This window comes from Mitsuaria chitosanitabida ATCC BAA-476 = NBRC 102408, assembly GCF_001598255.1.
In the GTDB taxonomy this organism is placed as follows: Bacteria; Pseudomonadota; Gammaproteobacteria; order Burkholderiales; family Burkholderiaceae_C; genus Roseateles; species Roseateles chitosanitabidus.
In genome coordinates this window covers 110,795-123,255 of record NZ_BCYP01000010.1, presented here as the reverse complement: position 1 = coordinate 123,255, position 12,461 = coordinate 110,795, and the positions used below count along the sequence as shown (strand labels likewise).

Annotated in this window: 10 protein-coding genes; 7 read left to right on the top strand and 3 right to left on the bottom strand. The window is 71.7% G+C overall.

Annotated features, from left to right (window positions below; translation table 11 throughout):
* Positions 1–105 precede the first annotated feature (105 nt).
* The 6 genes from MCHT01_RS06565 (at position 106) to MCHT01_RS06540 (ending at position 7,706) form a co-directional block, all read left to right on the top strand.
* Positions 106–987 carry a CPBP family intramembrane glutamic endopeptidase gene (locus MCHT01_RS06565; protein WP_067063923.1) on the top strand — a complete coding sequence of 294 codons (882 nt, stop codon included), beginning with the start codon at positions 106–108 and terminating at the stop codon, positions 985–987.
* Between the two features lie 167 nt (positions 988–1,154).
* The gene (locus tag MCHT01_RS06560; RefSeq protein WP_084452031.1) at positions 1,155–3,677 is read left to right on the top strand and encodes a penicillin-binding protein 1A; all 2,523 of its coding nucleotides are present in this window, start codon (positions 1,155–1,157) and stop codon (positions 3,675–3,677) included.
* 1 nt (position 3,678) lies between these two features.
* Positions 3,679–4,485: a transporter gene (locus MCHT01_RS06555; RefSeq protein WP_067063921.1), complete on the top strand. Its 807-nt coding sequence runs from the start codon at positions 3,679–3,681 to the stop codon at positions 4,483–4,485.
* A 170-nt stretch (positions 4,486–4,655) separates the two neighbouring features.
* Positions 4,656–5,684, top strand: a complete 1,029-nt coding sequence (locus MCHT01_RS06550; RefSeq protein ID WP_067063918.1) for a ribonuclease T2 family protein — start codon at positions 4,656–4,658, stop codon at positions 5,682–5,684.
* 155 nt (positions 5,685–5,839) lie between these two features.
* Entirely contained in the window at positions 5,840–6,481 is a 642-nt protein-coding gene (locus MCHT01_RS06545) for a hypothetical protein (RefSeq protein WP_067063916.1), read from the top strand.
* A 196-nt stretch (positions 6,482–6,677) separates the two neighbouring features.
* Positions 6,678–7,706 (top strand): hypothetical protein, encoded by a 1,029-nt coding sequence (locus MCHT01_RS06540; protein ID WP_148661425.1) that lies wholly within the window; start codon positions 6,678–6,680, stop codon positions 7,704–7,706.
* On the opposite strand, the gene MCHT01_RS06535 is transcribed toward MCHT01_RS06540, so the two are convergent.
* A complete protein-coding gene (locus tag MCHT01_RS06535; RefSeq protein ID WP_067063911.1) occupies positions 7,693–8,814 on the bottom strand; it encodes a beta-ketoacyl-ACP synthase III in 1,122 nt (373 codons plus the stop codon). The genes MCHT01_RS06540 and MCHT01_RS06535 overlap by 14 nt on opposite strands.
* 246 nt (positions 8,815–9,060) lie before the next feature.
* Here MCHT01_RS06535 and MCHT01_RS06530 point away from each other — a divergent pair, with 246 nt between their 5' ends.
* Positions 9,061–10,038 carry a GMP reductase gene (locus tag MCHT01_RS06530; RefSeq protein WP_067063905.1) on the top strand — a complete coding sequence of 326 codons (978 nt, stop codon included), beginning with the start codon at positions 9,061–9,063 and terminating at the stop codon, positions 10,036–10,038.
* A 147-nt stretch (positions 10,039–10,185) separates the two neighbouring features.
* On the opposite strand, the gene mmsB is transcribed toward MCHT01_RS06530, so the two are convergent.
* A complete protein-coding gene (gene mmsB, locus MCHT01_RS06525) occupies positions 10,186–11,100 on the bottom strand; it encodes a 3-hydroxyisobutyrate dehydrogenase (RefSeq protein WP_067063904.1) in 915 nt (304 codons plus the stop codon).
* 172 nt (positions 11,101–11,272) lie between these two features.
* Complete coding sequence (locus MCHT01_RS06520; RefSeq protein ID WP_084452029.1) at positions 11,273–12,454, bottom strand: enoyl-CoA hydratase/isomerase family protein; 1,182 nt, start codon at positions 12,452–12,454, stop codon at positions 11,273–11,275.
* Positions 12,455–12,461 lie beyond the last annotated feature (7 nt).

Genomic DNA, 12,461 nt, shown 5'->3' with positions numbered 1-12,461 from the left:
CACGATACCTCACCGGGGCCGCGCGCTCGGTGATACTCCGGCGCCCTCGCCCCGTCGCCCACGGCGCCGCGGGGGCGCCCCCCCCGCAACGACCTCCGACCGCCGATGCCGCTCAGCCACCTGCTCCTGTGCCTGTCGATCGCGATGACCCTGCTGCCCGTGACGGCGCCCTGGCCCTGGCTGGCCACCCTGATCATGGCCGTGACCGCCGGTCAGGTGAACGGGCAGCTCGGGATCGCCGCGCTGGCGCCGATCGGCGCCCTGGCCGCCCTGGCCTGGATGACGATCGCGGCCGCCGGCCGGCCGCGCCGGGAACTGGCCCTGATGCTGCTGATGCTGGTCCTCGGGCTGGCGCTGTCCCTGCACCTGCTGCCGGGCTTCCTGAATCCGACCTACCTGGTGTCCGCCTCCGACCAGCGGGCGCCGACGCTCAAGTACCTGAACTTCGACAAGGGCGTGGCCGGCCTGCTGATGCTGGCCGTCATGGCCACGCAGCAGCGCCGCGTCCGCGTGGCCAGCGCGACGGCCCTGTCGCGCCTGGCGCAGCGGACCGGCACGCCGCCCTGGGCCCTGCCGGCGGTGATCGTGGCCACGCTGGCGGTCCCCTGGTTGCTGGCGGTGGCGTCGGGCATCGGTCAGCCCACGCTGCGCTGGCCCGACAACGCGGGCCTGTTCCTGACGGCCAACCTCTTCCTCACCTGCGTCGCCGAGGAAGCCGCCTTCCGCGGCGTCGTCCAGGGCCTGCTGGCGCGGCGCCTCGGCACCGACCTGCGCACCGCGCGCGGCTGGCTGCCGGTGCTGGTGGCGGCGTTGCTGTTCGGCGCGGCGCACGCGGCGGGCGGGATCGCCTATGTCGGCCTGGCCACGCTGGCCGGCCTGGGCTATGGCCTGGCCTACGCGCTGACCCGCCGCATCGAGGTCGCCATCGGCCTGCATGTCGCCCTGAACGCCCTGGTCTTCACCACCCTGAACCTGCGCGTCGGCTGAGCCCGCCCCGGTTGGTCGCCGGACCCGGGCGTGCCGCCTGCCCTGCCGCCCCACCCCGGTACCGCCACCGTGTGTCTTCCGTGTAGGGATTGTTGCGACATGACGTCCGGCCAGGACGGCTCGCGGGGACTGACGATAATCCGCCGACCTGGACTCGTGCGCCCCTGATGCCGCTGCTTCTTCGAATCGCCCACGCCGTCAAAGCCTTCTTCCTTGCGCTGTGGCGGCGCACCGGGCCGCTGCGCGCCTCGCTGCGCACGCTCCCGGCCTGGAAGCGCATCGCCGTGTGGTCCGGCGCGGGCGTGCTCGCGCTGCTGCTGCTCATCGGCGGCGCGGCCGCCATCATCTGGCCGGGCCTGCCCGACCTGGCGCAGCTGACGGACTACAACCCCAAGCAGCCGCTGCGCGTCTACACCGCCGAGGGCGAGCTGCTGGCCGAGTTCGGCGCCGAGCGCCGCAGCTACCTGCCCATCGACAAGATCCCCAAGGAGATGCAGCAGGCGCTGCTGGCGGTCGAGGACACCAACTTCTACGACCACCAGGGCATCTACGTCCCGGGGATGATGCGGGCCTTCTGGGTCAACCTGTTCTCCTCGTCGCGCAGCCAAGGCGCGTCGACGATCACCCAGCAGCTGGCGCGCGACCTCTACCTGACCAAGCGCAAGCTCTACACCCGCAAGTTCGTCGAGATCCTGCTGGCCTTCAAGATTGAGAGCCAGCTCTCCAAGGACAAGATCCTGGAGATCTACATGAACCAGATCTACCTGGGACAGCGCGCCTACGGCTTCGAGGCCGCCGCCCAGGCCTACTACGGCAAGTCGCTCAAGGACCTGTCGACCGGCGAGATCGCGATGCTGGCCGGCCTGCCGCAGAACCCCTACCGCGCCAACCCGATCAGCAACCTCAAGGCGGCCAAGCGTCGTCAGGCGGTGGTGCTGCAGCGCATGGTGGACGTCGGGATGATCACGCCCGAGCAGGCCACCCACGCCCGCGACGAGCCCCAGAAGCTGCGCACCGCGCAGGACCAGCGGCTCCCGTACGGCCAGTACGCGGCCGAGATGGTGCGCCAGGTCATCCATGCCCAGTACGGCGACGAGGCCTACAGCCGCGGCCTGCGCGTCACCACGACGCTGAAGATGGACGACCAGATCGCCGCGTACAAGGCGCTGCGCCGCACGCTGATGGACTACGAGCGCCGCCGCCCCTGGCGCGGCCCCGAGGCCGACGTCGACCTGCCCGAGGGCATGGACGCCGCCGAGCAGGACGCGGCGATCTCCCAGGCGCTCAACGAGCACCCTGACAACGACGATCTGCGCGCCGCCGTGGTGACGCAGGTCTCGAACAACCGCATCTACGCCTCGCTGCAGGACGGCGACGACATCGAGATCCGCGGCGAGGGCGTGCGCTCGGTGCAGTCGGCGCTGTCGGAGAAGGCCAAGCCCAACCTGCGCATCCAGCGCGGCTCCATCATCCGGGTGCTGCGCGGCGCGCCGACCAAGGACTTCCCCAAGGGCGCCTGGGCGGTGACGCAATCGCCCGAGGCCGAGGGCGCGCTGGTCTCGGTCGAGCCCGACACCGGCCGCATCCTGGCGCTGGTGGGCGGCTTCGACTTCAATCGCAACCAGTTCAACCACGCGACCCAGGCCTGGCGCCAGCCGGGCTCCAGCTTCAAGCCCTTCCTGTACTCGATGGCGATGGAGAACGGCGCCAGCCCGGCCACGCTGGTGGACGACGCGCCCTTCGTCCAGGGCGACTGGGCGCCGCGCAACTCGGACGGCCAGTACGACGGCCCGATGACCCTGCGCCAGGCGCTGGCCAAGTCCAAGAACATGGTCACCATCCGGCTGCTGGAGCAGTTCACGCCGGATCGCGGCCGGTCCTGGGCCGGCAAGTTCGGCATCGACGTGGACAAGCAGCCGTCCAACCTGACGCTGGCGCTGGGCTCGGGCTCGGTGACGCCGCTGCAGATGGCCAGCGCGTATTCGGTCTTCGCCAACGGGGGCTACCTGCTCAAGCCGCTGCTGGTCACGAAGATCGTCGACGCGCAGAACCAGGTGCTGTTCCAGGCCGAGCCCGAGACGCTCACCGAGGACCGCCGCGCCATCAGCGAGCGCAACGCCTACCTGACCGGCTCGCTGCTGCACGAGGTGGCGGTGCGCGGCACGGCCTACCGCGCGAGCGCCGCGCTCAAGCGCTACGACCTGTACGGCAAGACCGGCACGACCAACGACGCGGTGGACGCCTGGTTCGCGGGCTTCCAGCGCCGCGTGGCCACGGTGGTCTGGATCGGCTACGACCAGCCCCGCAGCCTGGGTCAGGGCGAGTCCGGCGGCGGCGTGGCCCTGCCGGCCTGGATCGACTACATGCAGGTGGCGCTCAAGGGCGTCGCCCCGTCGGAGATCCAGCCGCCGAGCGAGGGCGTGACCCAGCAGGAAGGTCCGTTCGGACCGGACTGGGTCTACACCGAGTTCGCCGGGGACGCCGGGCTCAAGACCATCGGCCCGATGCCGCCCGCGCTGGGCGCGTCGGACGCCGCCTCGGCGCCCCCAGGCGCCGAGGGCGCGCTGCAGCCGCCGGGCGCGGGCACGCCGCCGGCCCCTGGTGCGGCGGGGGCGCTGCAGCCCTTGCCGCCCAAGCCGGCATCCTCGGGCGTGGCCCCGTCCTGGTGGGCCGGAGAGAAGGGAGGCTGAGATGCGAGTGAAGCAGACCACCCCGGGCGCCCTCGGCGCCCTCCTCCTGGCCGCCGCGCCCGTCTGGGCCGCGGACGCGCCCGACGACGCGATCGAGCCGGACCAGCCCGGCATCGTCGAGTCGAGCAGCACCGTCGGCAAGGGCAAGGTGCTGATCGAGACCGGCCTGGGCTACCAGCGCGACAAGAGCGACGGCGTGCGCAGCCGGCTGTGGTCGACGCCGACCCTGCTGCGCTTCGGCTTCGCGCAGGACTGGGAGTTCCGCGTCGAGACCGACGGCTACCAGCGCCTGCGCGCGACCGACGCGAACGGCACCTCGACCGCAAGCGGCTGGGCCGACACGGCGCTGGGCGTGAAGTGGCACGTGCAGGACGCCGACGGCGACACCGGCAAGCCCGGCCTGGCGTGGCTGCTGCACGTCGACATGGACAGCGGCTCCGCGGCCTTCCGCGGCAACGGGGTGCGCCCCTCGCTGCGCCTGACGGCGGAATGGGACTTGCCGCACGACTGGTCCGCCGGCCTGATCGGCGGCCTGTACCGCGACCGCCGCGACGACGGCGGTCACTTCATCGGCGGCATTCTGGGCGCCTCGCTGGGCTGGCCCATCAACGACCGCTGGAAGGGCTATGTGGAGATCGCCGGCGACCAACTGGCCTCCAACCGCAATGGGGGCCGGAGCATCTCCGCCGGCACCGGCGTGACCTGGCTGGTCGACAAGCGGCTGCAGCTCGACGCCTCCCTCAATCGCGGCCTGACGAAGCAGACCGCCGACTGGGTGCTGGGGCTGGGCGTGTCCGTCGGGTTCTGACGCGCGGGCCGCTCGCCCGGGCCACCGGATCGACGGAGCGGCGCCGAACTGCTCGGAGCGCCGACGCCGAGGCCTCGCCACCGATCCTCGGTGGCCGAAGTCATTTCGCGGGCCGGCCAGATGACGTACAAAGCCGGCTGTCGTTTCAGCCGGCCTCACGCCTCGTGTCCATGCGCCTCTCCGCCCTCTTCCCGGTCCGCCTCGCCCTCGCCTCGCTGGCGCTCGCCGTCCTGCCCTCGGCCTGGGCCGGTCCCGCCAGCGGCACCTTCACCGCCTCGCGCGCCTGCGAGGCCTTCCAGTCCTTCCGCAAGAGCACCAATCCCGGTGACGTGAAGCTGTCCCCGGGCACGGGCTACGCGATCCTCGAGTCCCACGACGCCGGCTGGACCCGCGTCCAGGTCCCCGGCGCCAAGCCCGCCGAACGCTGGGTCGCCAACGACTGCGGCAGCGGCGCGAGCACCTCGTCCTCGCCCGCCGGCAACACGGGCGGCACCGCCCCGGGCGCGCCGATGCCGGCACCGGTGTCGGGCCGCGCGGTCTGCCAGACGCCGGACCAGTACGACGGCTTCGTGCTGGCGATGTCCTGGCAGCCGGGCTTCTGCGAGTGGACGCCCGGCGGCAAGCGCGGCAAGCCCGAGTGCGAGGCCATGGAATCCGGCCAGCTGACGGTGACCCACCTGACCCTGCACGGTCTGTGGCCCAACCGCCAGAGCTGCGGCATCAGCTACGGCAACTGCGGCGGCGCGCCGCTGAAGCTGTCCAAGGAGACGGTGGCCTACATCGGCCCGTGGATGCCCAACTTCCTGTACGAGAGCAAGTTCGGCCAGTACGAATGGGCCAAGCACGGCACCTGCCAGACGACGCTGGACGCCGACGCCTACTTCCGCCGCGCGGTCGATCTGGTCAAGCAGGTCGACGAGTCCGCGCCGGGCCAGTACATCCGGGCCAACATCGGCGGGACGATCTCGCGCAAAGCCTTCTACGAGAAGCTCAAGGACGCCACCGGCAGCGACCAGTACCGCGACAGCGTGACCCTGCTGTGCTCGGGCCGCTACCTGACGGAGATCCGCGTGCGCCTGCCGCGGGACTACAAGGCGGGCGGCTCGCTCAAGGAGCTGCTGGGCGACACCCCGCAGCGCGGCGGCGGCGAGACCTGCAAGGGCGACGACATCCGCATCGAGGCCAGCGGGCGACGCTGACGCGTCCACGCCCGCGCGCCGGGACACCCACCGCGGCTCGACCGCGCCCATGGCGTCCAGCGGGGCCGGGCTGATCGGGGTGGCGAGGCTCCGAGACGCGCGCTGTCGCCGTCCTTTCACGGGTGTGTCACGGGAGACGATCAACCTGCGACCCGATGCGCCCGGGTCCGTTCCACGCCAGCCTGCACTCGCGCCACGTCCGTCAGGTCGTGGCGCTGCTGCTTGCCGTGGCGATGCTGGTGTACGGCTCGGGGGGCGCGCTGCTCGCGGCCAAGGGCCCCACGCACCACCACCGCGACGACGCGCCGCATGGACACCTGCACTTCGCGATGTTCTCGTGGAAGGCGATGGTCCATGAGGGCCTGAGCCAGCTGCTCGGTGCGTGGACGACGACGCCCCCGATGAAGGCCGCGCGGGTCGACGTCCACCGGACGCTCGACACGCCGGTCCACGACGACGATCACCCCCACGCGTCGACCCGAGTCGCGGCGGCCCAGGTCCAGGTCCAGGTCCAGGTCCAGGTCCAGCCTCATGTCCCGCCGCATTCCCCGCTCCATTTCCACGGCGACACCGAGCGCCATCACCACGACGCCCGCGACGGCAGCGTGGTGGTCGATGCGGATCCGCACGCGAGCGACGGTTCGACGCTGCTCGCCGCGCTGAGCCTGCCCATCGCCCCACCGGTCCAGGCACTCCGCCTGCCGTCTCCGCGCGCCAACGGCCGTTGGCAGCCCGCCGCCAGCGACCGCTGGGACGACGCCTCGCTTCCGCTCCTGAGGCGTCCTCCCCGGGTCTGAGTCCGCCCCTGGGCCGGCCGTCCTCGCGCGCCCCGCGGTCGTCGATCCGTTCGACGCCGCAGGCGTGCGAGACGGCCGCATGACCTGACCCTTCCGCACCGACCGCACGCCCGCAGGCCTGGCCCTGCCCCATGCGTCGTCGAGGCGGACCCAGCGCGCGATCGCCCTCACCGGCCGTCCGCGGGGAGATATTGCGATGAATTCCACGATGGGCGGCCCGCAGGACGCGGGTCTGCTGGAGGCCGGGCGGCGGCTCGGCCACGACCTGTGCCGGATGACCCGATGGGAGCGCGACGCGGGCTGGCCGACGGCCGTGCTCGAGGGCTTCGACGAGGCCCTGCATCGGCGCCCCGGCCGTGGCGGCGCCGACCGCTTCGAACGCAAATGGCTGCAGCTGCGCCTGAGCGCCCTCGCCCGCGGCCGGCTGGTGGCGGACGACGTCACCCCGGACCTGCTGCGCGAGCTCGACATCGAGGTCTGCCCGGTGACGCGCCGCCGCCTGACGCATGGCGCGCAAGGTCCCGACGACTGGTCGGTGGACCGGCTCAACAACGACGGCGCCTACGCGGCGGGCAACCTCGCGCTGATGAGCGCCATGGCCAATCGCGCGAAAGGCACCCGCGGCTTCGACGAGGTGCTCGCGCTGGCGGGAGCGCCGCACGCGACGCACGGCCTGCGACCGGACGCCTGGCGGCGACTGGCCGCGCTGATGCTGGGGCCCGCCTTCGTCGATCGTCCCCGGGCGGCGCCGTTGCTGCCGCTGTGCGCGCCGCTGCCCTGCCGCTCGGTGCGGCTGGGCGTCCAGCAGATCCAGCGCCTGTTCACCGTGCACGCGAGGCAGCAGTCGGGGAAGAACCATTTGATCCGGCGCTTCCGGGCGAGCTGTCCCTCGCAGGCCGCGCTGTGGCGGCTGGAGGCGCTCGCCGAGGCGCTGCACCAAGCCTTCAAGTCGCTCGACGCCGAGGAGGAGCCCTGGGACGTCTGGCTGCGGCCGAGCACCCTGGAGGCGCTGGCGCGCTGGAACGACGCGCTCGGCGAGCGCGGTCAGCGCCTGGCGGTCCGCCTCGCGGGTGAATGGTCCTCGGCGACGCGCGAGTCGCCGGTCACGCTGCGGACCTGGAGTCTCGCCACCGGCGGCTACGCCAGCCGCGCGGCCGGCGCGGTCGGCACCGGCGCGGATCTCCCGATCCGCCCGGCGCCGCGTCCGTCGCTCAGCGCTTCTTGACGATGACGCTGCCCACCGAGTACCCGGCGCCGAAGGAGCAGATGACGCCCAGGTCGCCCGACTTCAGGTTGCCGCGGTGCTCGTGGAAGGCGATCACCGAGCCGGCCGAGGCCGTGTTGGCGTAGGTGTCCAGGATCAGCGGCGCGATCTCCGCGCCGGCCTCGCCGCCGACCAGCTTCTTGATGACCAGCTGGTTCATGCCCAGGTTGGCCTGGTGCAGCCAGTAGCGGCTCACGTCCGTCGGCTGGATGTGCAGCGTCGCCAGGTGGTTCTCGATGTGGGCGGCCGCGATGGGGACCACTTCCTTGAACACCTTGCGGCCTTCCTGGCGGAAGGTCTTGTCGCGCGCGTCCGGATCGCTGTCCTCGGCCTTGTTCATGAAGCCGAAGTTGTTGCGGATGTTGTTGGAGAACTGGGTCGCCAGCTTGGTGCCCAGGATGCTCCACTGCTCCGGCGCGGTCGCCAGATCGGCGCGCTCGACCAGGATGGCCGTGCACACGTCGCCGAAGATGAAGTGGCAGTCCCGGTCCTTCCACTCCAGGTGGGCCGAGGTGATCTCCGGATTCACGATCAGCACGCACTTGGAGGCGCCCGAGCGCACCGCGTTGTAGGCCTGCTCCAGCGCGAAGGTGGCCGACGAGCAGGCCACGTTCATGTCGAAGCCGTAGCCGCCCGCGCCCAGCGCCTGCTGGATCTCGACCGCCATCGCCGGGTAGGCGCGCTGCATGTTGGCCGCGGAGCAGAACACCGCGTCCACGTCCTGGGGCTGCCTGCCGGCGGCGGCCAGCGCCTTACGGGCGGCGTCCACGGCGATCTCGGCCATCAGCGAGAGCTGGTCGTCGGCGCGTTCCTCGAAGCGCGGGTACATGCGGGTCGGATCCAGCACGCCGTCCTTCTCGATCACGTAGCGCTGCTTGATGCCGGAGGCCTTCTCGATGAACTCGACGTTGGAGTGGACCAGCGCCTCGCGCGTGCCGGCGGCGATCGCCTCGGCGTGCTGCGCGTTCTGCAGGTCCACGTAGCGGTTGAAGGCCTCCACCAGCTCGGCGTTGGTGATGACGTGGGGAGGCTGATAAAGGCCGGTACCGCTGATGACGACGTCGTGCATGTGCTTGTCTTTGCGTGGCGCCCCGGGGATGGGGCCAAGGGGCGCAAGTTTAGCGAACTGCGTCCAAAAGCCCCCGATCCGTGCATGTTGCACCGCAACGCGGCACGGGCTCCCGTGGTCATGCGTAGAATGAGCCACCGGGCCCAAATTTTGGGACCCGGTTTTTTTTGGCCGGGTCCCAAGTCAAGCGCTCGCAGCCCAGGGCATGCACTGCATCAACGCAGCCCGACATTGCGACTTTGGACCATGGAAATCTTTGACTACGACAACATCCTGCTGCTGCCCCGCAAGTGCCGCGTGGACAGCCGCGGCGAGTGCGACACCTCCGTCGAGTTCGGCCCCCGGCGCTTCAAGCTGCCGGTCGTGCCGGCCAACATGAAGACGGTGGTGGACGAGTCCATCACCGAATGGCTGGCCGCCAACGGTTACTTCTACGTGATGCACCGCTTCGACCTGGACGCGATCAAGTTCGCCCGGACGATGCGCGACAAGGGCCTGATGGTCTCGCTCAGCGCCGGCGTGAAGGACGCGGACTACGCCCTGATCGACCGCCTCGCCGCCGAGGGCCTGGGCGCCGACTACATCACCATCGACATCGCCCACGGTCACGCGGACTCCGTCCAGCGCATGATCGGCCACATCAAGCGCAAGCTGCCCGACACCTTCGTCATCGCCGGCAACGTCGGCACGCCCGAGGGCGTGATCGACCTCGAGAACTGGGGCGCGGACGCCACCAAGGTCGGCATCGGCCCGGGCAAGGTCTGCATCACGCGGCTGAAGACCGGTTTCGGCACCGGCGGCTGGCAGCTGTCGGCGCTGAAGTGGTGCGCGCGCGTGGCCACCAAGCCCATCGTGGCCGACGGCGGCATCCGCCACCACGGCGACATCGCCAAGAGCGTGCGCTTCGGCGCGTCGATGGTCATGATCGGCTCGCTGTTCGCCGGTCACGAGGAGTCGCCCGGCCAGACCGTCGAGGTCGACGGCAAGCGCTACAAGGAGTACTACGGCTCCGCGTCCGACTTCAACAAGGGCGAGTACAAGCACGTCGAAGGCAAGCGCATCCTCGAGCCGGTCAAGGGCCACCTGGCCGACACGCTGCGCGAGATGGAAGAGGACGTGCAGAGCTCCATCTCCTACGCCGGCGGCCGCGCGCTGGCCGACCTGCGCAAGGTGAACTACGTGGTCCTGGGCGGCGAGAACGCCGGCGAACACCTGTTCATGTGAGCCCGGCGGCGCGCCCCGGGCCTTCTCTCCCGAGAACGGCTTCAGGCGCGCCCGCCCTGCGCGGCGGCCCCGTCCGGGGCCCCGCGCGGGATCGACGCGCCGTGCGGCTTGTCGATCCGTCGCCGTAGCGGCGTCAGCCGCCCGTCTTCACTCGGCCTTGAGCAGCAGCTGCTGCACGCTGGAGAAGTCCAGCCCGCCGCGGCCCGCGCGGCTGTTGAGCGCGTAGAGATTGCGCGCCAGCTCGCCCAGCGGGACCGCGGCCCCGGTGCCCAGCGCGGCCTCGACGGCCAACCCCAGGTCCTTGAGCATCAGGTCGTTGCCGAAGCCACCGCTGTAGCCCCGCGACGCGGGGGCTTCCGGCTTCACGCCGGGCCAGGGGTTGCAGACCTCGGTCGCCCAGCTTCGGCCGGTGCTGACGGCCATCATGGCCGACAGCGCCTGCGGATCCAGCCCGTGCGCCACGCCCAGCGCCAGCGCCTCGCCGGTGACGGCCATGATCACGCCCAGCGCCATGTTGTTGCAGAGCTTGGCCACCTGACCGGCGCCCGACGCACCCATGTGGAAGATGTTCTTCCCCATCGCCTGCAGCACCGGACGCGCGCGTTCCAGCGCCGCGGCGTCGCCGCCGACGATGAAGGTCAGCGTGCCCGCCGCCGCGCCCGCCACGCCGCCGGACACCGGCGCGTCCAGCATCGCCAGGCCGCGATCGGCCGCCGCCTTGGCCACGCGCTGCGCGCTGGCGGGGGCGATGGTGCTGCAGTCGATGACCAGGGCGCCGGCCGGGATCGCCGCCATCAGCGCGCCGTCGCCGAGGTACAGGCCCTCGACGTGCCGGCTGGCCGGCAGCATCGAGATCACCACCGACGCGCCCTCCACCGCCGCCAGCGCCGACGGCGCGACCGCCACGCCGGCCTCGCGTGCCTTCCGCAGCGCGTCCGCGCTCAGGTCGAAGGCGGAGACGGCGTAGCCGTGCTTCGCCAGGTTGGCCGCCATCGGGCCGCCCATGTGGCCCAGGCCGATGAAGGCGACGCGCGCGCCGCCCGTGTGGTTCGTGTTGCTCATGCGGGTCTCCTTGTTGTCGATCGATCCGCCGCCCTCGCGGCCGTCATGACGGCCTTCGCCGCCGTGGCGCCCGGCCGGGGCCGGACTGTTCCGATGGATGCTCGTGAAAGGCCGGCGGAACCTGCCGGCCGATGCTCGGTGGATGCGGGGGTTCCGCGGGATGGTGCCGCGCTCAGCGCAGATCCGCCAGCGGATGCTCGCCCTCGAAGCGCGGCTTGAGCAGCTGGTCCACATGCGCGTCGCCGTGACCGTCCACCACGCCGCCTTGCCAGCGCGGGTTCTTGTCCTTGTCGACCAGCAGCGCCCGCACGCCCTCGGCGAAATCGGGATGCACGCAGCAGCCCACCGAGGCCTGGTACTCGAGGCGGAAGACCTCCGCCAGCGAGGCCTGGCGCAGACGCCGCTGCAACGCGATGGCCAGCACCGCCGAGGTCGGCGACCCCTTCTGGAACGCCGCGCCGGCCGTGGCCAGCCAGGTGTCCGATTCGCAGGCCAGCGATCGCAGCCGCGGCGCGATCGTCGCGAGGCTGTCGTGCGGACCGATCAGCGCATCGATGCGCTCGCGGTGCGCCGCCAGCTGCGAGGGCGCGAGCGAGAGCTCCGCCTGCGGCAGCGCGCGCAGCACGTCGTCGAGCTGCTCCGCGTCGGCCGCGTGCTCGCCGTGCCACTTCGCGGCGGCGATGGCCTCGAGCATCACGCCATGGTCCTCCGCGCGCGCGGCGCGATCGGCCAGGCCCGCCCACAGCGCGTCGGCGGCGTTCAGCGGCGCGCCGGTCAGCGCGAGGAACAGACCCGTTCGCCCCGGCAGGCGCGACAGGAACCAGCTGCCGCCCACGTCGGGATACAGACCCAGCGTGATCTCGGGCATCGCGAGCCGGCTTCGCGGCGTGACGACGCGGTGCGAGGCGCCCGCCATCAGGCCGATGCCGCCGCCCATCACGATGCCGTGGCCCCACACCAGGAAGGGCTTGGGATAGCGGTGGATCAGGTAGTCGAGGCGGTACTCGCGCTCGAAGAACTCGGCGGCCTCGGGCGGCACCTTGCCCGCGCCGGCCGCGCGCATCGCGCGGTACAGGCCGACCACGTCGCCGCCGGCGCACAGCGCCTTCTCGCCGGCGCCGTCCAGCACCACGCCGACGACGGTCGGATCCTCGGCCCAGGCGGTCAACTGCGCGTACAGCAGGTCGACCATCTCCAGCGTCAGCGCGTTCAGGCTGGCCGGCGCGTTCAGCGTCGCGTGGCCGAAGCGGTGGCCGGACGCCGTCACCAGCGTGCGGAACAGCACCGGCGCGGAGGCCACGTCCTGGCCCTCGACCTTGGCTTCGTTCCTGGAAGCTTCCTTCAACTGCGTCATCCCGTCG